Source organism: Nocardioides sp. (assembly GCF_047606145.1).
Classification (GTDB): domain Bacteria; phylum Actinomycetota; class Actinomycetes; order Propionibacteriales; family Nocardioidaceae; genus Nocardioides.
Map to the genome: position 1 here is coordinate 76,728 of NZ_JASGET010000139.1, position 23,554 is coordinate 100,281.

At 69.9% G+C, this 23,554-nt stretch carries 21 protein-coding genes and 1 pseudogene; 16 read left to right on the top strand and 6 right to left on the bottom strand.

Annotation, left to right across the window (positions count from 1 at the left end; genetic code table 11):
* Positions 1 to 26: 26 nt before the first annotated feature.
* From QM638_RS18920 to QM638_RS18950, 7 genes and pseudogenes are all read left to right on the top strand, one after another.
* Positions 27 to 778, top strand: a pseudogene (locus QM638_RS18920) (IS256 family transposase); the annotation flags it as partial.
* Between the two features lie 141 nt (positions 779 to 919).
* Positions 920 to 1,588: a signal peptidase II gene (lspA, locus tag QM638_RS18925; RefSeq protein ID WP_415144505.1), complete on the top strand. Its 669-nt coding sequence runs from the start codon at positions 920 to 922 to the stop codon at positions 1,586 to 1,588.
* On the top strand, positions 1,585 to 2,526 hold the full coding sequence (locus QM638_RS18930) for an RluA family pseudouridine synthase (protein WP_415144507.1): 942 nt from the start codon (positions 1,585 to 1,587) through the stop codon (positions 2,524 to 2,526). The genes lspA and QM638_RS18930 overlap by 4 nt, the downstream gene beginning before the upstream one ends.
* A gap of 1 nt (position 2,527) precedes the next feature.
* Entirely contained in the window at positions 2,528 to 2,980 is a 453-nt protein-coding gene (locus QM638_RS18935; RefSeq protein ID WP_415144508.1) for a GNAT family N-acetyltransferase, read from the top strand.
* Positions 2,981 to 3,204: 224 nt separating this feature from the next.
* Positions 3,205 to 6,777 carry a DNA polymerase III subunit alpha gene (dnaE, locus tag QM638_RS18940; RefSeq protein WP_415144510.1) on the top strand — a complete coding sequence of 1,191 codons (3,573 nt, stop codon included), beginning with the start codon at positions 3,205 to 3,207 and terminating at the stop codon, positions 6,775 to 6,777.
* The gene (locus QM638_RS18945; protein ID WP_415144512.1) at positions 6,762 to 7,367 is read left to right on the top strand and encodes a hypothetical protein; all 606 of its coding nucleotides are present in this window, start codon (positions 6,762 to 6,764) and stop codon (positions 7,365 to 7,367) included. The genes dnaE and QM638_RS18945 overlap by 16 nt, the downstream gene beginning before the upstream one ends.
* Positions 7,368 to 7,885: 518 nt before the next feature.
* Positions 7,886 to 9,403: a hypothetical protein gene (locus QM638_RS18950; protein ID WP_415144514.1), complete on the top strand. Its 1,518-nt coding sequence runs from the start codon at positions 7,886 to 7,888 to the stop codon at positions 9,401 to 9,403.
* A gap of 133 nt (positions 9,404 to 9,536) precedes the next feature.
* Here QM638_RS18950 and QM638_RS18955 read toward each other — a convergent pair whose 3' ends face one another.
* The gene (locus tag QM638_RS18955) at positions 9,537 to 10,199 is read right to left on the bottom strand and encodes an LON peptidase substrate-binding domain-containing protein (protein WP_415144516.1); all 663 of its coding nucleotides are present in this window, start codon (positions 10,197 to 10,199) and stop codon (positions 9,537 to 9,539) included.
* 122 nt (positions 10,200 to 10,321) lie between these two features.
* On the opposite strand from QM638_RS18955, the gene hisD reads away from it, so the two are divergent.
* The 6 genes from hisD to hisF are packed head-to-tail and all read left to right on the top strand — an operon-like array spanning position 10,322 to position 15,573.
* Positions 10,322 to 11,626 (top strand): histidinol dehydrogenase, encoded by a 1,305-nt coding sequence (hisD, locus tag QM638_RS18960; protein WP_415144518.1) that lies wholly within the window; start codon positions 10,322 to 10,324, stop codon positions 11,624 to 11,626.
* Positions 11,623 to 12,738 carry a histidinol-phosphate transaminase gene (locus QM638_RS18965; protein WP_415144520.1) on the top strand — a complete coding sequence of 372 codons (1,116 nt, stop codon included), beginning with the start codon at positions 11,623 to 11,625 and terminating at the stop codon, positions 12,736 to 12,738. The genes hisD and QM638_RS18965 overlap by 4 nt, the downstream gene beginning before the upstream one ends.
* Positions 12,735 to 13,373: an imidazoleglycerol-phosphate dehydratase HisB gene (gene hisB, locus QM638_RS18970; protein ID WP_415144521.1), complete on the top strand. Its 639-nt coding sequence runs from the start codon at positions 12,735 to 12,737 to the stop codon at positions 13,371 to 13,373. The genes QM638_RS18965 and hisB overlap by 4 nt, the downstream gene beginning before the upstream one ends.
* Entirely contained in the window at positions 13,366 to 14,043 is a 678-nt protein-coding gene (hisH, locus tag QM638_RS18975) for an imidazole glycerol phosphate synthase subunit HisH (RefSeq protein WP_415144523.1), read from the top strand. Before hisB ends, hisH begins: the two co-directional genes overlap by 8 nt.
* The gene (gene priA / locus QM638_RS18980) at positions 14,036 to 14,797 is read left to right on the top strand and encodes a bifunctional 1-(5-phosphoribosyl)-5-((5-phosphoribosylamino)methylideneamino)imidazole-4-carboxamide isomerase/phosphoribosylanthranilate isomerase PriA (protein WP_415144525.1); all 762 of its coding nucleotides are present in this window, start codon (positions 14,036 to 14,038) and stop codon (positions 14,795 to 14,797) included. The genes hisH and priA overlap by 8 nt, the downstream gene beginning before the upstream one ends.
* Positions 14,794 to 15,573, top strand: a complete 780-nt coding sequence (gene hisF, locus QM638_RS18985) for an imidazole glycerol phosphate synthase subunit HisF (RefSeq protein ID WP_415144527.1) — start codon at positions 14,794 to 14,796, stop codon at positions 15,571 to 15,573. The genes priA and hisF overlap by 4 nt, the downstream gene beginning before the upstream one ends.
* Positions 15,574 to 15,636: 63 nt before the next feature.
* Here the strand turns inward: hisF and QM638_RS18990 are convergent, their stop codons facing one another.
* Together QM638_RS18990 and QM638_RS18995 are read right to left on the bottom strand one after the other, a co-directional pair.
* Complete coding sequence (locus QM638_RS18990) at positions 15,637 to 16,221, bottom strand: TIGR03085 family metal-binding protein (protein ID WP_415144529.1); 585 nt, start codon at positions 16,219 to 16,221, stop codon at positions 15,637 to 15,639.
* A 67-nt stretch (positions 16,222 to 16,288) separates the two neighbouring features.
* Complete coding sequence (locus tag QM638_RS18995) at positions 16,289 to 16,576, bottom strand: hypothetical protein (RefSeq protein WP_415144615.1); 288 nt, start codon at positions 16,574 to 16,576, stop codon at positions 16,289 to 16,291.
* Here QM638_RS18995 and QM638_RS19000 point away from each other — a divergent pair.
* Positions 16,499 to 16,873: a hypothetical protein gene (locus QM638_RS19000; protein ID WP_415144613.1), complete on the top strand. Its 375-nt coding sequence runs from the start codon at positions 16,499 to 16,501 to the stop codon at positions 16,871 to 16,873. The genes QM638_RS18995 and QM638_RS19000 overlap by 78 nt on opposite strands.
* Here the strand turns inward: QM638_RS19000 and QM638_RS19005 are convergent.
* Complete coding sequence (locus tag QM638_RS19005; protein WP_415144531.1) at positions 16,842 to 17,126, bottom strand: helix-turn-helix domain-containing protein; 285 nt, start codon at positions 17,124 to 17,126, stop codon at positions 16,842 to 16,844. The genes QM638_RS19000 and QM638_RS19005 overlap by 32 nt on opposite strands.
* A 66-nt stretch (positions 17,127 to 17,192) precedes the next feature.
* On the opposite strand from QM638_RS19005, the gene QM638_RS19010 reads away from it, so the two are divergent.
* Entirely contained in the window at positions 17,193 to 20,612 is a 3,420-nt protein-coding gene (locus tag QM638_RS19010) for a helicase-related protein (protein ID WP_415144533.1), read from the top strand.
* A gap of 40 nt (positions 20,613 to 20,652) precedes the next feature.
* Here QM638_RS19010 and QM638_RS19015 read toward each other — a convergent pair whose 3' ends face one another.
* Positions 20,653 to 21,630: a hypothetical protein gene (locus tag QM638_RS19015; RefSeq protein WP_415144535.1), complete on the bottom strand. Its 978-nt coding sequence runs from the start codon at positions 21,628 to 21,630 to the stop codon at positions 20,653 to 20,655.
* Positions 21,631 to 21,713: 83 nt separating this feature from the next.
* Between QM638_RS19015 and QM638_RS19020 the strand changes: the two genes are divergently transcribed.
* Entirely contained in the window at positions 21,714 to 23,189 is a 1,476-nt protein-coding gene (locus tag QM638_RS19020; RefSeq protein ID WP_415144537.1) for a DUF222 domain-containing protein, read from the top strand.
* A gap of 21 nt (positions 23,190 to 23,210) precedes the next feature.
* On the opposite strand, the gene QM638_RS19025 is transcribed toward QM638_RS19020, so the two are convergent.
* A complete protein-coding gene (locus tag QM638_RS19025) occupies positions 23,211 to 23,405 on the bottom strand; it encodes a hypothetical protein (RefSeq protein ID WP_415144539.1) in 195 nt (64 codons plus the stop codon).
* Positions 23,406 to 23,554 lie beyond the last annotated feature (149 nt).

Below are 23,554 nucleotides of genomic sequence, written 5' to 3' on the forward strand. Positions count from 1 at the left end.
TGACTTTCAGCACTGCGGTGATAGGCCGGCCCCTGGACCCGGTGGTGTTCATCGACCCTATCCATGTCAAGGTGCGTGACGGGCAGGTCGCCAACCGGCCCATCTACATCGCGCTCGCGGTCACGGTCGAGGGCAATCGCGACATCCTGGGCCTGTGGCTCGGGGACGGCGGTGATGGTGCGAAGTACTGGCAGCAGGTGCTGACCGAGATCAAGAACCGTGGTGTCGAGGACGTGCTGATGCTGGTGTGCGACGGGGCTCAAGCACCTGCCCGACGCCGTCGGCCGGGTCTGGCCCCAGACCGTGGTGCAGGCCTGCATCGTGCACCTGATGCGCAACAGCTTCCGCTACGCCGCACGGCCGGACTGGGACGCCATCTCCCGCGGTCTGAAGCCGGTCTACAGGCCGCCACCGCCGAGGCCGCTGAGGAGGGCTTCTTGGAGTTCTCCGAGGAGTGGGGCAGAAGTACCCGGCGATCATCCGGCTGTGGTCCGACACCTGGGCCGAGTTCGTGTCCTTCCTCGCCTTCGACCGCGAGATCCGGCGGATCGTGTGCACCACCAACGCCATCGAGTCCGTGAACGCCAGGATCCGCAAGGCCGTCAAGGCCCGGGGGCCACTTCCCCAACGAGCAGGCCGCCCTGAAGTGCGTCTACCTCGCCGTCATGGCACTGGACCCCACCGGCAAGGGCAGGGCCGATGGACCCAACGTTGGAAGCAGGCCGTCAACGCCTTCGACGTCACCTTCAACGGCCGGCTCTCAGCAGCCCGCCGCTAACCCCAACAACAAGATGAGATGCTGGATGCTCAGGGTGCGTGTGAGAACATCGGCGGCGTTATGGGCGCAGCGCGGGAAGACGAGGGGCGGTCCTCCGGGCGGAGAGCCACTGTGCATGACATGCACAAGACAGGATCGAGTGTGCAAACATCGCGAGGAGCGTCGCCGAGCGACGGGCAGGCCGGCCTCTCGCACGCCTCGGACAGGACGGGCCGGACGCGCGCGCTGTTCGCGCTCTTCGCCCTGGTGCTGCTCGCGATCGACCAGCTCACCAAGGCCTGGGTGGTCGCGAAGGTCGTCCCCGGTGAGACCCACGACCTGATCGGGTCGCTGTTGCGCATCAACCTGATCCGCAACCCGGGCGCCGCCTTCAGCACCGGCACCGGGCACACCGAGCTCTTCTCCGCGCTCGCGATCGTGGCCGGTGTGGTGATCCTCTGGGTCGCGTTCAGGGCCCGTAGCCGGGCGTGGGGGATCGCCCTGGGGATCCTGTTCGCCGGTGTGGTCGGCAACCTGATCGACCGGGTGGCCCGAACCCCGGGCGGGTTCCGCGGGCATGTGGTCGACTTCCTGCAGCTGCCGCACTGGCCGATCTTCAACGTGGCCGACATGTGCATCAACGTGGCCGCCGTACTCATTCTGCTGCTGGCCTACCGCGGCGTCCGGCTCGGTGGCCAGCCGGCGGGCGTCGACGAGACCGATGCCGATCGGGCCGCCGGGGTCGACAGTGGGGTCGACAGTGGGGTCGACAGTGGGGTCGACGACTCTGACGACCGGGCTGATCCTGGCGACCGGGAGGAGCGGCGGTGAGCGCCGGCGGGTCCGAGCAGCGCACGCTGCTGGTGCCCGACGGGTTGGAGGGGGAGCGGATCGACACCGCGCTGGCCCGGCTGTTCGGCCTGTCGCGTACCAGGGCGGCCGATCTGATCGCCGCCGGCCAGGTCTCGGTGGACGGCGCCGACGTCGCCAAGAGCGACCGGGTCACCGCCGGAGCGATGCTCGACGTCGTCATTCCCTCGGCGGCCGATCCTCTCGAGGTGGTGCCCGAGATCGTCGAGGGCATCGGGATCGTCTACGACGACGACGCGATGGTGGTCATCGACAAGCCGGTCGGCGTCGCGGTGCACCCCTCGCCCGGGTGGACGGGGCCGACGGTGGTCGGGCATCTCAAGGCCGCCGGCTTCCGGATCTCCACCTCCGGCGCCACCGAGCGCGAGGGCATCGTGCAGCGGCTCGACGTCGGCACCACCGGACTGATGGTCATCGCCAAGCAGGAGCACGCCTACTCGGTGCTCAAGCAGGCCTTCCGGGACCGCACCCCGCGCAAGGTGTACCACGCGCTCGTGCAGGGCCACCCGGATCCGCTGGAGGGCACCATCGATGCTCCGATCGGGCGGAACCCGAAGTACGACCACAGGTTCGCCGTCCGTGCCGACGGACGGTCCTCGATCACGCACTACTCCACCCTGGAGGCGCACCGGTTCGCCTCGCTGCTGGAGATCCACCTCGAGACCGGTCGCACCCATCAGATCCGGGTGCACATGAGCGCGACCAAGCACCCCTGCGTCGGCGACCTCACCTACGGCGCCGACCCCACCCTGGCGCGCCGTACCGGCCTGTCCCGGCAGTGGCTGCACGCCCGCCGGCTGGGCTTCACCCATCCGGAGACCGGGGAATACGTCGAGTTCTCCTCGCCCTACCCCGACGATCTGCAGCACGCGCTCGACGTCATCCGCGAGGCGCACTGAGATGCTGCTGCGGCCCGCGGCGGCCGAGGACCGACCGGCCGTCGGTGAGCTGTTCTGGATCGCCCGCACCGTGGCGCGGGCCTGGATGCCGCCGCCGGTCCATCCTCGCGAGGAGGTGCTCGACTTCTATCGCGGTCTCGACCTGGCGGACGGTCGCGAGCTGTGGGTCGCCGAGGACGCCGGCGAGATCGTCGGCTTCGCCGAGTTGAGGGACGACTGGCTCGATGACCTCTACGTGCATCCCGATCACCAGCGCGCGGGCATCGGCAGCATGCTGCTCGACCTGGTCAAGACGATGCGGCCCGATGGCTTCGGCCTCTGGGTCTTCGAGACCAACACCCCCGCACGGGCCTTCTACGCCTCCCACGGCCTGGTGGAGGTCGAGCTCACCGACGGTTCCGGCAACGAGGAGCGTGCCCCCGACGTCCGGATGATCTGGCCTCCGTCGACCTGAGCGCGGCGGGCGACGGGCGCGACAGGCGCGACAGAACTGTCGGCGGCGAGGTCCACCATGGCAGTGACGCGGGAGGGATGACACGCTCGGGCGGTGGTCCGGGGCGAGGTCGCGGACGGGTAGGCTGAGGCCCTTCCCCCAGGACGCTCGTCGCGGCGCACTCAGGTGCCGGCTGACGCCCTGCCGCACCGCCGTAGGAACGACCTCGAGGAGGCAACCGCCAGATGTCGGCAGGATCGAAGGACTCGTTCGTCCACCTGCACGTGCACACCGAGTATTCGATGCTTGACGGGGCCTCGTTGCTGGACGGGCTCTTCCAGCGGACCAGCGAGCTGGGCATGCCCGCGATCGCCATGACCGACCACGGCAACCTGCACGGCGCCTTCGACTTCTACTCCAAGGCCAGGAAGTACGGCGTCAAGCCGATCATCGGCATCGAGGCCTATCTGACCCCCGGGACACATCGCTCGGAGAAGCGCCGGGTCCGCTGGGGCAAGGGTGCCGAGGGCAACGGGGCGGGCGCCGAGGAGGGCGGAAAGGACGTCGCGGGAGGGGGCTCCTACACCCACATGACGATGTGGGCGGCGACCACCGAAGGCATGCACAACCTGTTCCGGCTGGCCAGTCTGGCCAGCATGGAGGGCTACTACTACAAGCCGCGGATGGACCGTGAGCTGTTGCAGACCTACGCCAGCGGCATCATCGCCAGCACCGGGTGCCTCTCCGGGGAGGTCCAGACCCGGCTGACCCTCGGGCAGTACGACGAGGCGCTCAAGGCCGCCGGCGAGTTCCAGGACATCTTCGGCAAGGAGAACTTCTACCTCGAGCTGATGGACCACGGCATCGCCGCCGAGCGGTCGACTCGCGAGGATCTGCTGCGGATCGGCAAGACCCTCGGCCTGCCGACGATCATCACCAACGACACCCACTACAGCAACCCCGAGGACGCCAGCGCCCAGGACGCGCTGATCTGCGTGGCCTCGGGCAAGCGGCTCTCCGACACGAATCGGCTCAAGTTCGACGGCGGCGGGTACTACATCAAGTCCGCCGCCGAGATGCGCGAGCTGTGGTCCGACTTCGGTCAGGCCTGCGACAACACCCTGGAGATCGCCGAGCGCTGCGAGGTCGAGTTCGTCGAGTCCACCGGCGGCTACATGGCGCGGGCCGAGATCCCCGCCGGGGAGACCGAGGAGAGCTGGTTCCGCAAGGAGGTCTGGCGCGGCATCGAGACCCGCTACCCGGGGGACCGACTCACCCAGGAGGTCAAGGACCGGGTCGAGATGGAGCTCGGCGTGGTCTCGGCCAAGGGATACTGCGGGTACTACCTGGTGGTCGCCGACTTCATCGGCTGGTCCAAGCGCAACGGCATCCGGGTCGGCCCGGGGCGCGGTTCCGGCGCCGGCTCGATCGCGGCGTACGCGTTGCGGATCACCGATCTCGACCCGCTCGAGCACGGCCTCTTCTTCGAGCGCTTCCTCAACCCCGAGCGGCCCTCGATGCCCGACTTCGACATCGACTTCGACGACCACCGCCGGGGCGAGGTGATCGCCTACGTCACCGAGAAGTACGGTGCCGAGCGGGTCGCCCAGATCGCCACCTTCGGCCGGATCAAGGCCAAGCAGGCGATCAAGGACGCCGCGCGCATCCTGGACCACGGCTTCGCCATCGGCGACCGGATCACCAAGGCGCTGCCCGCCGACGTGATGGGCAAGGGAGTCCCGCTCAAGGAACTGTTCAACGCCGATCACAAGCGGTACGGCGAGGGTGGCGACTTCCGCTCCCTGCACGACACCGATCCGGACGTGCGCACGATCTACCAGACCGCGCTCGGGCTCGAGGGACAGATCCGGCAGACCGGCGTCCACGCCGCGGGCGTGATCATGTCCAGCGAGCCGCTGCTGGACATCGTGCCGTTGATGGACCCCAAGCAGGACGGGTCGGTGATCACCCAGTTCGAGTACCCGACGTGCGAGGCCCTGGGCCTGGTCAAGATGGACTTCCTCGGGCTGTCCAACCTGCACACCCTCGAGGACGCGCTGGCCAACATCAAGGCGAACCGCGACCTCGACCTGGTGCTGGAGGAGCTGCCCTTCGACGATCGGGCCACCTACGAGCTGATGGGGCGCGGGGACACCCTCGGCGTGTTCCAGCTCGATGGTGGTGGCATGCGAGCCCTGCTGCGCTCGATGCTGCCGGACAACTTCGCCGACATCACCGCGGTCAGCGCGCTCTACCGGCCGGGGCCGATGGGCGCCGACTCGCACAACAAGTACGCGCGCCGCAAGAACGGCCGCGAGCCGATCGAGCCGATCCACCCGGCGCTCGCCGAGGCGCTGGAGCCGGTGCTCGGCGAGACCTACGGCCTGATCGTCTATCAGGAGCAGGTGATGGCGATCGCCCAGGTGCTCGCCGGCTTCTCCCTGGGCGCCGCAGACAACATGCGCCGCGCGATGGGCAAGAAGAAGAAGGAGGAGCTGGACAAGCAGTACGCCGGTTTCGAGTCGGGGATGCTCGAACGTGGGTATCCCAAGGACGCGGTCAAGACCCTGTGGGAGATCCTGGTCCCGTTCGCCGACTACGCGTTCAACAAGTCGCACTCGGCGGCGTACGGCGTGGTCACCTACTGGACCGCCTATCTCAAGGCCAACTACCCCACCGAGTACATGGCGGCGCTGCTCACCTCGGCGAAGAGCGACAAGGACAAGATGGCGGTCTACCTGGGCGAGTGTCGCCGGATGAAGATCGCCGTGCTCCCGCCGGACGTCAACGAGTCCTCCCACGACTTCACCGCCGTCGGCAACGACATCCGGTTCGGGTTGACCGCGGTCCGCAACGTGGGCAGCCAGGTGGTCGACGGCGTCGTCGAGGCACGCACGCAGAAGGGTCGGTTCGAGGACTTCAACGACTTCCTGGCCAAGGTGCCCGACCGGGTGTGCAACAAGCGCGTGATGGAGTCGTTGATCAAGGCCGGTGCCTTCGACGACCTCAAGCACAAGCGCCGGGCGCTGGTGGCGGTGCACGAGACGGCCGTCGAGCAGTACGTCGACATCAAGAAGAACGAGGCGATCGGCCAGGACTCCCTCTTCGGCGGCCTGGACGACGAGGGTGGCAGCGGGTTCGGGGTCAGCGTGCAGCTGCCGGACATCGAGGAGTGGGACAAGCAGACCCTGCTCGCCCACGAGCGCGACATGCTCGGCCTCTACGTCTCCGACCATCCGCTGCTCGGCCTCGAGCACGTGCTGTCCAACGGCACCGACTGCACCATCGGCGAGCTGATGCTCGACGAGGCACGGCCACACAACTCCACCGTGACGGTCAGCGGCCTGGTGACCGCCGTCAACCGGAAGATCACCAAGCGCGGCGATGCCTGGGCGACGGTCACCGTGGAGGACCTCGAGGGCGCCATCGAGGTGCTCTTCTTCCCCAGCTCCTACCAGCTGGCGGCGCCGTACCTGTTGCAGGACGCGATCATCAGGGTCAAGGGCCAGCTGTCCCGGGACAAGGATCAGCCGGAGCTGCGCGGGCAGGAGGTCACGGTCCCCGACCTCACCGCCGGCGCGGGAGCGAGCGGGCCGGTGGTGATCAGCCTGCCCTCGACCAGATGCACCCCGCCGGTGGTCTCCTCGTTGCGCGACGTGCTGTCCACCCACCCGGGGATGACCGAGGTCCGGCTACGGTTGCTCACGCGCGAGTCCACCCGGGTGATGCGACTCGACGACCGGCTCCGGGTGACACCGACGCCGGCCCTGTTCGCCGACCTCAAGCAGCTGCTGGGACCTGGATGCCTGACCAACTGACCTCCGACGCGATGCTCGACGCCCCCGAGCCCTCCGGTCGCGCGATCTCGCCGCTCCGCATCGAGTGGAACCGGGCCACCGTGCTCTTCGCCCTCGCCGCCGCCGGCCTGTTCGTGCTGGGCGGGATCGTGGCCGGGCTGGTCCAGCACTGGCGGTGGAGCCCTCCCGACGGGATGGTGACCCAGCACAGCTGGTATCGCGGGCTGATCTCGCTCGACCCGCTGACGCTGGCGCAGAACGTCGACCAGGGCGTCTTCGATGGACTGGGGTGGTACATCGCGAGCTGTGCGGTGGTCGGCCTGGTGCTCGGCCTGGTGGTCGCGCTGCTGCTGGTGCGCTCGGAGCTGCTCAGCGTGGCCGCGGTGGTGCTCGGCGGCCTCGCCGGGGGCGTGGTGGCGAGGCTGATCGCCGTCGCACTCGCGCCGGCCGATCCGACCCCCCTGGCGAAGAGCGCGTCCGACGGCACGGTGCTGCCGGACACGCTGCACCTGGGTTCCTGGTGGACCATCGTGGTGCTGCCGGGCACCGGGCTGCTCGCACTGACGGCGCTCTTCCTGCTGATCACGCCGAGGCGCGCGCGGCATCTCTGATCTTCTCTGACCTTCTGTGGCCTTTCTCGGCGCTCCGGACCTGCTCGGCCCGTCCCGAGGTCGGAATCCGGCGGCTTCGACGTTTTCGGCGGCCGGCCCGGGGTAGGCTCGCCGTCGACTCACAGGTGACGTACAGGCCGCCCGGTCGACGTGAAGACGCAACGGCAGGTCATGCGAGCGCGTCATGAGAACAGGCCCTCAGAACAGGTCATCAGAACAGGGGAGATGCCTTGTCCGAGCAGCAACCGCCCTACGGCCCGCCGCCTGCGCAGCCCGCGCCGCAGTACGGACCACCGCCTACCCAACCGCCGGTGTACGGGTCGCCTCAGGTTCCGCCTGCTCAGCCGACCCAGCCTCCGACCCAGCCGGCGGGCTACGGGCCGCCACCCGGACAGCCGCCGTACGGCGGCCCGCCCTACGGTCCCGGCGGCCCCTACGGTCCGTATGGCTCTGGCGGTCCCGGTGGTCGGGCGGGCGGCAGCGGCCGGCGCAAGTGGTTGATCGGCGGCGGTGCGGTGGTGGCCGCCGCGGTGCTGGTGGGTGGGGGTGCCTTCGCCGCGGCCTCGCTGCTCGGCGGCGACAGCGACCACGGTCCGCAGGCTGCGGAGGCGTTGCCGGCCGACACGTTCGCCTACGTCGGCCTCGACCTCTCCGACGCCCAGGACGCGATCGCGACGCTGATCAAGTTCCCGGCGATACGCGACGGCCTGGACCTCTCCAGTGGGGACGACCCACGGCAGAAGATCGTGGAGTCGATGCTCACCGACGACAACAGCTGCGGGCTGACCTGGGCGGACGACTTCGAGCCGTGGCTCGGCAACAGGTTCGGCTTCGCGGGCGTGGAGGTGGGTGACACCCCGACCCCGGTCGGGGTGGTGCAGGTGACCGACGACTCGGCCGCCGAGAAGGCGCTGGAGAAGTTCTCCTCCTGCGACGGCGACACCGACGAGGGCGGCTTCGCCGTCTCCGACGGCTGGGCACTGATCGGGGAGAACCAGAGCGACATCGACCAGATCTCGGACCAGGCCGGCGACGGCACCCTGGCCGACGACAGCGACTTCAAGAGCTGGACCGGCGAGGTCGGCGACCAGGGCATCGCCACGGCGTACGCCGCCCCGTCCGCCGCGAAGCTCCTCACCAAGGTGATCGAGGAGCACCCGGAGATGTTCGAGGACGGCTCCAGCGACTTCTCCGGGTACGACGACTACGCGAACCCGCTGGCCCAGATCTGCCCGGGACTGGATGACCCGTCCGCGTCGGCGCAGTACTACACCGACGAGCTGAAGGACTTCGCCGGCGCGGCCGCCACCTTGCGGTTCTCCGACGGCGGCGCGGAACTGGAGGCGGCCAGCGACCTGGGGCAGACCTCCTCGGTGACCGACGAGGCGGGCGCCTTGGTCGCCTCGCTGCCCGACGACACCGGGGCGGCCCTCGGCCTGAGCCCGGGCAAGGGCTGGTTCGAGAGCGCGCTGGGCAGCTTCGGCGCCGTTTGCGGCGACGGCTTCGACGCCGGCCAGATCGAGGATCAGCTCACCAGCCTGACCGGGATCGACTTCCCCGAGGACATCGACACCCTGTTCGGCGACGGGCTGGCGCTCTCGGTGAGCGGCGACTTCGACCCGAGCAGCATCACCGGACCGGCCTCGATCCCCGCGGCGATCAAGATCAAGGGCGACCCGGACGCGATCAAGAGCGTGCTGGACAAGATCAGCAACCGCCTCGGGAGCACCTACGGCCTGCTCGATACCGACTCCGACTCCGACAACGTGGTGATCGGGCCGAGCTCGTCCTACCGTCAGTCGGTGCTCGGCGACGGCGGCCTCGGCAACAACGCGACCTTCCGCAACGTCGTTCCCGACGCCGACAAGGCCAGCGCGGTGCTGTTCATCAACTTCAACTCCTTCGACAAGCTGGTCGACAGCTTCGGCGACAGCGAGGCCTCGGAGAACTTCCACGTTCTGGACGGCCTGGGGGTCAGCACCTGGCTGGACGGCACCACCCAGCACACCTTCGTCCGGATCAGCACCGACGACTGACCGCGAGTCGGCGCCAACTGCTCGCTCACAAACGCCGAGTCGGCGCTTCTTGGTCCGATAAGCGCCGACTCGGCGTCGTACGGCGTACAACAAGCGCCGACTCGGCGACGGTTGGGGACAAGGTCAGACAAGGTCAGTTGGGTGACCAGCGGGTGCGCGCCACGTCGGTGGCCGGCAGCGAGGGGATGACGTTCATCGCGCGCAGCTCCTTGCGCAGCATCTCGGTCACCATCTCCAGCCGCACCAGCGCGTCGGGTGCCTCCAGCAGCGCCTGCCGGTCGCTCATCGGCAGCGGAGTGGTGGCGGCGAGTGTCCAGGACAGGTACTCGGGGTCGCGCGGCAGGCTGCCGCTGTAGGGATCGCTGCGGAACTCGATCAGCGCCGCGCGGTAGGCGGTGAAGGTCGCTCGGGCGTGCCCCACCACCTCCTCTGGTACGTCGACCGACGGCTCCGGAAGGGCGTCGATCTCGCCCACCGGATAGGTGCCCGATCCGTCGAGCCGCTCCATCCGGATGCGCTCGGTCGCGGTGGCGACCACCTCGAAGGAGCCGTCCGGCTGAGCCTCGACCTCGGACAGCTGGAGCCGCACCCCGATCCGGAACAGCGACTGCGCGCCCTGGTCGCCGACCTCGAAGCCCTCCCTGATCCCGACCGAGCCGAACGTCCGCTCGGCCGGGTCGAGTCGGAGCAGGTGGTGGACCAACGCCCGATAGCGGTCCTCGAAGACGTGCATCGGCAGCGAGACCCCCGGGAACAGCACCGCGTTGAGCGGGAACATCGGCAGCCGGCTGGTCACGCCTCCAAACCTACCGGCGACCGAGTCCGGGCCTCGGCCAACCGACGGGGCGCGGCGTGTGCGCGTCTCGCGACGCGCAGCGGGCGGCGCTCGCCACCCGCGGAGTCTCCTAGAATCGAGTCATGATCCGCCGCATCGACCTTCGAGGGGCAGCAGCCGCTGTCGACTATCGCGCCGCCGTGCCGCGCGCCGAGTTCGACATCGAGGCCGCCAGCCATGCGGTGACCCCGATCATCGAGGCGGTCCGGGAGCGTGGTCTGGAGGCGATCGTCGAGTTCGGCGAGCGCTTCGACGGCGTACGCACCGAGCAGATCGCCGTCCCGGTCGAGACCACCCGGGCGGCGTTGGCCGAGCTCGATCCCGAGATCCGGGCCGGCCTGGAGGAGTCGATCGCGCGACTGCGTGCGACCTGTGCGCGCGAGCTCGAGGTCGATGCCGTCACCGATCTCGGCCCCGGCGCCCGGGTGACGCATCGCAAGGTGCCGGTCGGCCGGGTCGGGCTCTACGTGCCCGGTGGCCTGGCGCCGCTGGTTTCCAGCGTGCTGATGAACGTGGTGCCGGCCCAGGTCGCCGGCGTCGGCTCGATCGCACTGGCCAGCCCGCCGCAACGCGAGTTCGCCGGCCTGCCGCACCCGACGATCCTGGCCGCGTGCGCCCTGCTCGGCGTCGAGGAGGTATACGCCGTCGGCGGGGCACAGGCGATCGCCATGTTCGCCTACGGCGCCGCCGGCTGCGACCGGGTCGATCTGGTGACCGGGCCCGGGAACATCTACGTCGTCACCGCCAAGCGGCTGCTCAAGGGCCAGGTCGGGATCGACTCCGAGGCCGGTCCGACCGAGATCGCCGTCCTGGCCGACGACACCGCCGAGGCGAGCTTCGTGGCCGCCGACCTGATCTCCCAGGCCGAGCACGACCCGCTGGCCGCGGCGGTGCTGGTGACCCCCTCGGAGCGGCTGGCCGACGAGGTGACCGCCGAGCTGGACAAGCAGGTCTCGGTGACCAAGCACGTCGAGCGGATCACCACCTCGCTGGGCGGCAGCCAGTCCGGCATCGTGCTGGTCGACGACGTCGCCCAGGGCATCGACGTGGTCAACGCCTACGCCGCCGAGCACCTGGAGATCCAGACCGAGGACGCCGAGGCGGTCGCCGGCCGGATCCGCAACGCCGGCGCGATCTTCCTCGGCTCCTATGCCCCGGTCTCACTCGGCGACTACTGCGCCGGCTCGAACCACGTGCTCCCCACCGGCGGTTGCGCGTGCCACTCGTCGGGACTCTCGGTACGGGCGTTCACCAAGTCCGTGCACGTGGTCGACTACGACCGCGCCGGACTGGCCGCGGTGGCCGACCACGTCACCACCCTGGCCGAGGCCGAGGATCTGCCGGGTCACGCCGCCGCGGTCCGGGTCCGGTTCGGGGGTTCGGCGTGAGCTTCCCCCCGATCCGACCCGAGCTGGCCGGCATCGAGCCGTACGGCGCACCCCAGCTCTCCACGGATGCGGCCCCCGTCCAGCTCAACGTCAACGAGAACCCCTACGGCCCCTCGCCGGCCTGCATCGCGGACATCGCCACCGCCGTCGCCGAGGCGGCCGCGACCCTCAACCGGTATCCCGATCGCGAGTTCGTCGAGCTGCGCACCGCGCTGGCGGCGTACCTCTCCCGCGACGTCGGCGCCGGGCAGCGGCCGATCGTGGCCGAGCAGGTGTGGGCGGCGAACGGCTCGAACGAGGTGATGCTGCAGCTGCTGCAGGCCTTCGGCGGGCCGGGGCGGCGGGCGATCAGCTTCGCGCCGACCTACTCGATGTATCCGGAGTACGCGCGCGACTCGATGACCGGCTGGGTGGCCGGTCGCCGGGAGAGCGACTTCTCCCTCGACCTCGACGTGGCCCGCGAGACGGTGCTGCGCGAGCGGCCGAGCGTCGTGCTGCTGCCGAGTCCGAACAACCCCACCGGCACCGCCCTGCCGCCCGAGGCGGTCGCGGTGCTGTGCGAGGCGACGGCGAGCGTCGACGGGCTGGTGGTCGTCGACGAGGCGTACGGCGAGTTCCGCCGCGCTGGGGTGCCGAGCGCTGTCGAGCTGCTGCCGCGCTACCGGAACCTCGTCGTCACCCGCACGATGTCGAAGGCGTTCGCCGGCGCCGGGCTGCGGCTGGGCTATCTCGCCGCCGATCCGGCCGTCTGCGACGCCATCCGGGTCGTCCGGCTGCCCTACCACCTCTCCGCGGTCACCCAGGCCACCGCGCTGGCGGCGCTGCGGCACGCCCCCGAGCTGCTCGGCAGGGTGGACGAGCTCCGCGCCGAGCGCGACGAGCTGGTCGACTGGCTGCGCGAGCAGGGTCTCGAGGTCGCGGACAGTGACGCGAACTTCGTCCTCTTCGGCCGGTACGCCGACCGGCACGCGGTCTGGCAGGGACTGCTCGACGCCGGGGTGCTGATCCGGGAGACCGGGCCGGACGGCTGGCTGCGGGTCTCGGTCGGCACCCCGACGGAGACGAAGGCCTTCAAGGCAGCCCTGGTCGAGGTGAACGGAGAACGCGCATGAGTGCCACCCAGTCGGTTCGGACCGCCCGCATCGAGCGGCAGACCAGCGAGTCGAAGGTGGTCGTCGAGGTGAACCTCGACGGCACCGGCCGCCACGACGTCTCCACCGGGGTCGGCTTCTACGACCACATGCTCATCTCGTTCTCCCGGCACTCGCTGGTCGATCTGACCGTGCGCAGCGAGGGCGACACCCACATCGACGCTCACCACACCACCGAGGACACCGCGATCGTGCTCGGCGAGGCACTGCGCGAGGCGCTGGGCAGCAAGGTGGGCATCCGCCGGTTCGGCGACGCGACGGTGCCGTTGGACGAGGCGCTGGTCCAGGCCGTGGTCGACGTCTCCGGTCGCCCCTACTGCGTGCACACCGGCGAGCCGGAGGGACAGGCCTATGTCGCCCTCGGCGGCGGCACGCCCGGCAGCGTGCCCTACCTCGGCTCGCTGACCCGGCACGTCTTCGAGACCATCGCCTTCCACGCTCACCTCGCGCTGCACGTCCGGGTGCTCGCCGGGCGCGAGCCGCACCACCTCGTCGAGACCCAGTTCAAGGCGTTCGCCCGGGCCTTCCGCGACGCGATCGCGTTCGACCCACGGGAGACCGGGATCCCGTCCACGAAGGGCAGTCTCGGTGGTTGAGGCGCGAGCGGAGCGAGCCTCGAGACCCGCCGTCGTCGTCCTCGACTACGGCTCCGGCAACGTCCGATCCGCCGTACGGGCGCTGGAGCGGGCCGGCGCCGACGTCGAGCTCACCGGCGATCTGGCGGCGGCGATGGCGGCCGACGGTCTGGTGGTCCCCGGGGTGGGCGCCTTCGAGGCCTGCATGAAGGGACTGCGGGCGATCCGCGGAGAGCGGATCATCGCGCGCCGACTCTCCGGGGGCCGGCCGGTGCTGGGGATCTGTGTCGGCATGCAGATCCTCTTCGAGCGCGGCATCGAGCACGGCGTGGAGACCGAGGGCTGCGGCGAGTGGCCCGGCGTGGTGGAGCGGCTGCGCGCGCCGGTGGTCCCGCACATGGGCTGGAACAGTGTCGAGGTGCCGGCGGGATCCCGGCTGTTCGCCGGAGTCGAGGAGGACCGGTTCTACTTCGTGCACTCCTACGGCGTCCGGGACTGGACGCTGGTCACCAACGATCGGACGCCGGAGAGTCACCAGCCACTGGTGACCTGGACCGAGACCGGCGGCGACCGGTTCGTGGCCGCGGTGGAGAACGGACCGCTGGCGGCGACCCAGTTCCACCCCGAGAAGTCGGGTGACGCCGGGGCGAGACTGTTGCGCAACTGGGTGGAAGGACTCCCACGTGGCTGACTATCTGGAGCTGCTCCCCGCGGTCGACGTCAAGGCCGGCCAGGCGGTGCAGCTGGTGCAGGGCGTCGACGGCACCGAGAAGCGGTTCGGCGACCCGATCGAGGCGGCCCTGCGCTGGCAGGAGCTGGGCGCGGAGTGGATCCATCTGGTCGACCTCGACGCCGCCTTCGGCCGCGGCTCCAACGCCGACCTGCTCGCCGAGGTGACGGCGGCGGTCGACATCAAGGTCGAGCGCAGTGGCGGGATCCGCGACGACGAGTCGCTCACGGCGGCGATGGACTCCGGCTGCCGCCGGGTCAACATCGGCACCGCCGCGCTGGAGGACCCCGAGTGGTGCGCGCGGGCCATCGCGAGCTACGGCGACCGGGTGGCCGTCGGCCTCGACGTGCGCGGCCGGACGCTGGCGGCCCGGGGCTGGACCAAGGACGGGGGAGACCTGTACCAGACCCTGGCGCGGCTCGATGCCGAGGGCTGCGCGCGTTACGTGGTCACCGACGTGAACAAGGACGGGATGCTGCAGGGGCCGAACCTGGATCTGCTGCGCGCGGTCTGCGAGGCGACCTCACGTCCGGTGGTGGCCTCCGGCGGGGTGACCACCATCGACGACATCGCGGCGCTGATGGGGTTGGTCCGGCCCGGCGAGGACGGCGGCGTGGAGGGCGCCATCGCCGGCACCGCCCTCTACACCGGCTCGCTCTCCCTGGTGGACGCGCTCGACCTGACGCGGGGCCGGACCCGCGAGGACCTCTCGTGAGCCTCGCGGTACGGGTCATCCCGTGCCTGGACGTCGACGCCGGCCGGGTGGTCAAGGGGGTCAACTTCACCGAGCTCCGTGACGCCGGCGACCCGGTCGAGTTGGCGCGCGTCTACGACGCCGAGGGGGCCGACGAGCTGACCTTCCTCGACATCTCCGCCTCGTATCAGGGACGTGAGACTACGCTGGAGATCGTCTCCGCCACCGCCGAGCAGGTCTTCATCCCGCTGACCGTCGGCGGCGGGATCCGGTCGGTCGAGGACGTCGACCGGATGCTGCGGGCCGGTGCGGACAAGATCGCGGTCAACACCGCCGCCATCGACCGACCCGAGCTGATCTCCGAGATCGCCGACCGATACGGCAACCAGGTGCTGGTGCTCTCCGTCGACGCTCGCCGGGTGAACGGCGGACCGAGTCGGGAGTGTCCCTCCGGCTTCGAGGTGACCACCCACGGCGGCCGGAAGTCGGCCGGCCTGGACGCGCTGGCCTGGGCACGGCGGGCCGCCGAGCTGGGGGCAGGTGAGATCCTGCTCAACGCGATGGACGCCGACGGCACCGAGGACGGCTTCGACCTCGAGCTGATCCGGCGGGTCCGCGCGGAGGTGACGGTGCCGGTGATCGCATCGGGCGGCGCCGGTCGCGCCGAGCATTTCCCGCCGGCGATCGAGGCGGGCGCGGACGCGGTACTCGCCGCGACCGTCTTCCACTTCTCCCAGGTGCGGATCGGCGAGGTCAAGGACGCGCTCGCGGCCGCCGGGCATCCGGTACGGCGCTGAGGCCTCGCTGCTCCCCAAGACCCCGGTGAGCCAGAACCCGGCGGTGAGCCAGAACCCGGTGGGCTAGAAGCCCAGTGAGGCGTGCTTGACCTGGGCGACCCGATTGCGCGGGCCGTCGAACTCCAGCCCGCGCACCTTGCGGCGGCCGTAGAGGTAGAGCGTCAGCTCGGAGACCTGGCCGGTGATGGTGACCGGCCAGTCGCCGCCGCGCAGCCTCAGGGTGGTCGTCCCGTCGGTGATCTCGACCGGCACCTTCGCCGGACGGACCAGGAGGCGGCCGAGCAGCTTGAGCGAGCGCCACAGCTCGGCCCGCTGGGCGGGGTCGAGCTCCCGGATCTCCCAGCCGGGCTGCTCGCGCCTGATGTCCTCGTGATGGACGAAGTACTCGACGGTGTTCATCGCCCGGTCCAGCCCGGTGACCAGGCGCAGCGCCAGCGGCGGGGTGGACACCTGCGTCAGCAACTCCTCGAAGCCCGCCGCCGACCGCTGCCGGAGCTGCGGCACTCGCAGCCAGGGCCGCTCCCGGAGAGCCAGGTGGCGCACGAGGTCCTCGACGGTCCAGCCCGCGCACAGGGTCGCGGCGTCGGGGCCAGCGGCGCGGGCGGTGTCGACGAGGGCTGCACGTTCGGTGCTCGCGAGGCTGACCACCGCTCCAGGCTACGTCGACGCCGGTCGGGCCGGTCTGTCGGTGGCTGTCGGTGGCTGTCGGTGGCTGTCAGGGATTGTCGGTGGCGGGCGAGATGCTGCGCCGTGATCGCGGCACCGGCGAGGCCGGTGGTGTCACAGTGACAGGAGGATCGACGTGGCGGTCGGAGCGGAGGACGCCATGGCAACGGTGGCCGACCGGATCGAACGGCGCCCGATGGCGTTCGAGGACTATCTGGCGCTGCCCGAGGGTGTGCGCGCCGAATACGTCAACGGGCGGGTGCTGACGATGCGCGCGGCGCCACGATCGTCGCACCAGCGGATCGCCCACCGTCTCGCCGCGATGCTCGAGCATCACCTCGATCTCCAGGTGGTGGAGGCGGCCGGCGTGTGGACCGGGGAGCGGCGCAGCCGGATTCCCGACGTGCTCGCGACGGCGGCGCCGGCATCGCGCAGTACTGGCTGGTGGACCCGGACGAGCGCACCCGCACCGTGCTGCGCGACGCCGGGCCCGAGTGGGAGATCGCGCTGGAGCTGGACGACCAGCGGCCCGCAGGCCGGGTCGAGGTGGCGTCGTACGGGGTGGTCGAGGTGGAGCTCGACGCGCTGTTGGCGACCTGAGGTCAGCCGTTGTCGCCGCCGATCAGGTAGCTGACGTCGACCGAGAGCGCGGCGGCGAGCCGGAAGATCGTGTCGAGGCGGGCATTGCCCGGACCGGGCTGGCCGGTCTGGGGATCCCGGGAGTTGTTCCGGTTGTTCTCGATGTTCTGTATCTGGTTGCGCGAGATGCCCGTTCGCTCGGCCAGCTGCTCCTGGGTGAGACCGAGATCCCGGCGCCGTTCGTGTACCCGGCGCCCCAAGGTCGCAGCCGCCGCGAAGTAGGCGGCTGGTGGGGGCGAACTCGGCACGGCTGCCAATCTGTCGGTCCGTGGGCCTAGAGTCCGCACAACGGATTGGGCAATTCGGAGGTCTGGTTGCGACTCGAACAGATGGCACCGGGGATGCGCGTGGACGGCATCGTTCCGGGCGAGCAGGTGGAGGTGCTCGGCGTGCGGTGGAACGGTGTCGACGCGGTCACCGTGACCTTCGAACGACCGGGTGGGGATCTGGCGCGCAGCGTGCTGTTCCGCGGTGACGAGGACCGATTGAGCGAGGCGGACATCGTACGGCGAGGCTTCGACGCGCCTGCCGCCGAGTTCCGGCTGGTAGCGGAGGCTCAGCGGATCCAGCTGGCCGGTCTCTACGATCCGATGCTGGCGGTGGCGACCAGTGACGTCCAGCCGCTCCCGCATCAGATCCGTGCCGTCTACGGCGAGATGCTGCCGCGAACACCGCTGCGGTTCCTGTTGGCCGACGATCCCGGCGCGGGCAAGACGATCATGGCGGGCCTCTACGTCAAGGAGCTGATCCTGCGCGAGGACGTCCGGCGGTGCCTCATCGTGGCGCCGGGAGGTCTGGTCGAGCAGTGGCAGGACGAGCTCTGGTTCAAGTTCGGTCTCGAGTTCGAGCTGCTCACCACTGCCGCCGCGGAGGCCGGTCTGGCCCGGTCGGTCTTCGCGCAGAACGACCTGCTGATCGCCCGGATGGACCAGCTGGCGCGTAGCGAGGAGCTGCTCGCGCAGCTCGCCGAGTCCGAATGGGACCTGGTCGTCGTCGACGAGGCGCATCGGATGAGCGCGCACTACTTCGGCGGCAAGGTGCAGCGCAGCAAGCGATTCCAACTCGGGGAGCTGCTCGGACGCAGGACCCGCCATCTGCTGCTGATGACCGCCACCCCTCATTCCGGCAAGGACGAGGACTTCCAGCTGTTCTGTTCGCTTCTTGACGCCGACCGGTTCGAGGGAAAGTTCCGGCGTGGCGTGAGCGGCACCGACACCTCCGACCTGATGCGGCGGATGGTGAAGGAGGACCTGCTCACCTTCGAGGGCACGCCGCTGTTCCCCGAGCGGGTGGCGCAGACGGTGCCCTACGACCTCAGCGACTCCGAGGCGCGGCTCTACGAGGAGGTCACCTCGTATGTGCGCGAGGAGATGGGGCGCGCCCAGAGCCTCGACGGGCAGCGCCGGAGCTCGGTCGGATTCGCCCTCACCGTGCTGCAGCGCCGGCTCGCCTCCAGCCCGGAGGCGATCTATCAGTCGCTGCGCCGGCGTGCCGAACGGCTCGAGCGCCGACGCCGGGATCTGGTCAACGGCGTGGGCGTCGCGGACCCGGACTGGGAGCCGGCGATGGCGGGAGACGCCGAGGACTATCTCGCCGACGAGATCGAGGTGGTCGAGGAGGAGCTGGTCGACGCCGCGACGGCGGCGCGCACCGTCACCGAGCTGGAGGCCGAGCTGGTCGTGCTCAGGCATCTGGTCGAGCGCGCCCGCGAGGTGCGAGCGCTCGACACCGACCGGAAGTGGGTCGAGCTGCGGGCGATCCTCGAGGACGGAGTCATCGGCCAGGACGACCATGGCGTGCCCCGCAAGCTGATCGTCTTCACCGAGCATCGCGACACCCTCGACTACCTTCAGCGCCGCATCGCCGCGCTGCTCGGCCGCTCCGACAGCGTCCAGGCGATCCATGGCGGGGTGCGCCGAGGTCGGCGGCGCGAGATCACCGAGGAGTTCACCCACAATCCCGACTGTCGGATCCTGGTCGCCACCGATGCCGCGGGCGAAGGTCTCAACCTCCAGGCCGCGCACCTGATGGTGAACTACGACCTGCCGTGGAACCCGAATCGGATCGAGCAGCGCTTCGGTCGGGTGCACCGGATCGGACAGCGTGAGGTCTGCCGATTGTGGAACCTGGTGGCCCGCAACACCCGGGAGGGAGCGGTCTTCACCCGGCTGCTGGAGAAGGTGGAGGAACAACGGGCCGCCTACGGCGGGCGCGTCTTCGACGTCCTCGGAGCGGCCTTCGACGAGCACCCGCTGCGCGAGTTGTTGATGGACGCCATTCTGTACGGCGAGCAGCCAGAGGTGCGAGCCCGGATGGAGCAGGTCATCGACGACCGGGTCTCCGCCGGACTGCGCGAGCTGCTCGAGGAGCGTGCCCTGGCGCGCGAGTCGCTCGCCGAGGCGGATCTGGCGGCGCTACGCCGGCAGATGGAGGAGGCGCGGGCCCGCCGCCTGCAGCCACATTTCATCGCGGAGTGCTTCACCGCCGCCTTCCGTCACCTCGGTGGCCGGCTCGCGCCGAGGGAGGCGGGACGCTTCGAGATCACCCACCTGCCGGCGGCGATCCGTGCCGCCGCACGAGGACCGGTCGCCTCTCGCTACGAGCGGGTGACCTTCGGCCTCGACCGGATCGAGGTCGACGACCTGCCGCGGGCCGAGCTGCTCGCGCCCGGGCATCCGCTCCATGACGCGGTGCTGACGATGGTGGTGGACTCGGGAAGGGGAGTCCTGGAGCGTGGGGCCACCCTGGTCTCCCCGCATGTCCAGGAGCCCTCGCTGCTGGTGGGCGTCATCGAGGAGGTGGTCGACGCCTGCGGTGAGACGATCGGCAAGCGATTCGGGTACACCTACGCCGCGGCACAGGGTCAGCTGCGTGAGGCCGGGCCCGCGCCGTACCTCGACTGCGTGGCGGTGCCACCCGGACACGCCGCCGAGGGCGGTGCGGAGTCGGGATGGGTCGAAGCCGGTGAGAGGACGGCACTGGATTGGATCGTCGCCGAGCGCCTTCCGGCGTACCTCGCCGAGGTCGGCAGCCGTCGTCGGGTCGAGGTGGAGCGTGCCCGCGGCCAGGTCACGCAGCGGATGAACCTCGAGATCAACCGGCTCGCCGGTGCCGCGCTGGAGGCACGGGAGCGCGAACGGATGGGGAAGCGAGTGCGGGAGGGATCGCAGAGCCTGTCGCGCAAGAGCCTGGATCTCGAGCGGCGGCTGGCCGAGCGGCTGGCGAGGCTCGACCTGCAGGCGAGTCTGTCGACGAAGCCGCCGCGGGTCGTGACCGCGGCGCTCGTCCTCCCGCTCTCCGCGGTGCTCGACGAGCTGCCGCCGAAGGCTCCGCTGCGAGCGGTGGCCACTCAGGAGGTGGAGCGTCGCGGGGTCGACGCGGTGCTGGCGGCCGAGCGGGCGCTGGGACGCCAGCCGGAGGAGATGCCGCACAACAATGCCGGGTACGACGTCCGTTCGGTCCGGGGCGAGGAGCCACTGGTCTTCCTGGAGGTCAAGGCCAGGATCGCCGGCGCGGAGGACTTCTTCGTCTCCCACACCGAGATCCGATTCGGTCAGAACGCGACTCCACACCACCGCTTGGCCCTGGTGCGCGTCGACCCGCGCGGCCCGGCATACGACGAGGTGCGCTACCTCGCCGACGCGTTCCGGGGCGCCAAGCTGGGGAATCTCGACGCGGAGGGGATGGTGTTCCACTGGGCCAAGCGGTGGGGGCAGGGGAGCGCGCCGTTCTGAGCAGGTTCGGGCAAGGCCCGTCCGTCAGTGGCCGAGATATTCAGTGGCCGAGATATTCGGAGAGCGCATGAGCGATCGCGACGCAGGAGGCGGTGAGCGGGATCGCGAGGAGAAGGACCTTCGCGAGCGACGCGAAGGTGCGGGTCTCGCATCCGAGGGTGTAGGTGCACGGGCCGGTTCGGGGCAGATCGTCGGTCACGATTCGGCGGGCGAGCGCGAGGGCTTCTGCTTCGCGCTGGTCCAGCGGCACATCGGAGTCGCAAAGGCGTGCCAGTGCAGCGTTCGATCCGGCACGCTGGCGGACGCCTGCCTTGCCGAAGCGAGCGTTGATCATCGCGTCGGCAGCCGCGCCCGCCCAGCGCCGGAGGGCCGTGAGTGCGCGCTCGCGATCCTCGCGGGATGCGGTCTCGGTCACAGCGCTGAGTGTCGTTAGCCAGTCCCTGGCATCGATGGCCTGCTTGAGCGGCGTGCACCGGCGTATGCCTTCCGTGATGACCAGCCCGACTGCTCCGGTGGCCAGGAATGCGAGCACGCTCGGCGTCCGGTCGCTCGCAACCCCCGCGCCGAGGGCGAAGAGCGCCATGAACGCCAGCGTCAGGTAGCCGACCGAGTTGTAGCAGATGTAGGCACGGGAAGCCGAGGCCCCGGCGGCCTCCACCGCTGGCGATCGGGTGACGTTCTCCCATTCCGTGATCCGCAACGTCCAGCGCTCGGTGAGGAAGCGCCACCGAGCAAACCACCAGCCGAGCATGAACACATATCCCCCAAGCACGACCCAGACGAGGCAGGTCCGAGCGTGTAGCGCCGCGAATACAAAGAGGATGACCGCCAACACCGCCGAGAGGGGCGCGATGACGACCAGCAGAACCTGCAGGACGGCACGACCGAACGGCTTCGCGTCTACCCTCAGCCATTCGATCAGCAGCAACTCCGCGGCCAACGCGGCACCGCCGGCCGCACCCGCGCCGAAAGCTCCGGCGATGTCCCAGACGGTTCCGATTCCGAACAGATCGTGCATGATGCGCCTCCGAGTTGGTTGTGGGCCACGACGGTAGTCGCCGGGTCCGACACAACTCGCCGGATTGAACCCGACTCCCGAGGATGACGGACCCAGAATCGCCACCACTTATCCACGGTCAGTGGAATATTCTGTGGAAAACAAGGCAGCGTCGAATCGCTTCCGTAAAGTCTTCGCTAAAGATGCAAGATTCCTTGATTGGAACACGTGTTCGTACTAGAATTGCCGTACGGCGTCACGCGGACGCTGGTCGCTTCTGGGGAGTGGTTGCGATGTCGCAGTCGCAGTCGCAGGATTCGGGGTTCGCGGTGCCGGGTGCGCCGCATCCGATCCTGCGCGCGGTCGCGGGCGTGAACGAGACGCTGGCCGGGATCGCCGAGCTCGGCGCGACCTTCCTGACGATGCGGGAGAAGGAGCAGGTGCTGCGCGAGGCACAGCAGGCCGCCGCGCGGCTCGAGGCGCTACGGCTCGCGGTGATGGCCGCCGCGTCGGACATCGCGGCGGAGTCCGGAGCGAAGGATGCCTCGGCATGGTGTGCGAGCGAGCTGCACCTCAATCGGGGCGAGGCGCGTGCGGACGCTCGACTCGCGGCCGCGCTCGACCGCCGTTGGACGGGGGTCGGCTCGGCATTGGCCGAGGGGCAGATCAGCCCGGCGCACACGCGGGTGATCGTCCGCGCGCTGGAGGACCTGCCCGACGATCTGGACGAGCTGACGCTGCGACGCGCGGAGAGCGACCTGATCGGCTACGCCGGCGAGTTCGCGCCGTTGGGCCTGGCTCGGTTGGGTAGGTGGATCCTGGAGAAGATCGACCCCGTGCGCTTCGAAGCCGAGGAGGCCGCGAGGTTGGCCGAGGACGAGGCTCGGGACGAGAGGTCGACCCGGCTCGGATTCCGTCGCAACGGCGATGGGACGACCGATATCAACGCATGCCTGCCGAGCGCGTCGGCGCATCGGCTCGCCACCGTCCTGGATGCGTTCACCCAGCCCCGCAGACAGCACCTCGAGGAGTCCGGAGAATTCGTCTCGGCCACCCGGAATTCCCGTCTGCGGGGGATGGCGTTCTGCGAGATCATCGAGCATCTCGATCCCGACACCCTGCCCGATCACGGCGGCGATACGACCATGGTCGTGGTCACCATCGCCCTGGAGGACCTGCTCAGGGACCTGGCGACCGCCGACCTGTCCGGGGCCGGTGGGTTCGAGGGAGAGAAGGTGACCGCCGACCAGGCCCGCCGGCTCGCCTGTGGGGCCGGGATCATCCCCGTCGTCCTCGGCTCCGAGGGCCAGCCCCTGGACCTGGGTCGCAGGACCAGGCTCTACTCCAGGGCGCAGCGTAGGGCGATCAGGCTGCGTGATGGCGGCTGCCAGGCGGAAGGGTGCGACATCCCGGCGGCCTGGACCGACGTCCATCACCTGTTGCCCTGGTCCGAAGGCGGTGCCACCGACCTGGAGAACGGGATCAGCCTCTGCGGGCACCATCATCGACGGGCGCATGATCCCGCGTACGAGCACACCAGGCTCGCGAACGGCGCGGTGAGGTTCCATCGGCGGACGTGAGGTCGGGCGCGTGCCGACAGGTCACGCTCCCTTGAACACGGTGTCGAGATGCCAGGTGATCGCGTCCCGGTCGGGATATTCGACCCGACGGTCGGGCAGGTCGATCGCCGTGCCGTCCCGTGCGTAGGACTCGCAGCCGTTGCCGAAGTCGCGGCGCAGCCGCTGGCTCACGACCGGTACCGGTCGGCTCTCGGCGTGCGCTTTCGCTGGTTCCATCTGGATGCTGCCGCGTGCATGGGGCAGCATCAGGACCGCCGTCCCCGAGTCGGCTCAACGTGTTGCGCGCGAATGTGTCGGTTCCGGCTGACATGATGCCGACTGCCCAATAAGTTGGGTAGTGGCGTGCGCCGCAGTAGCGACGCACG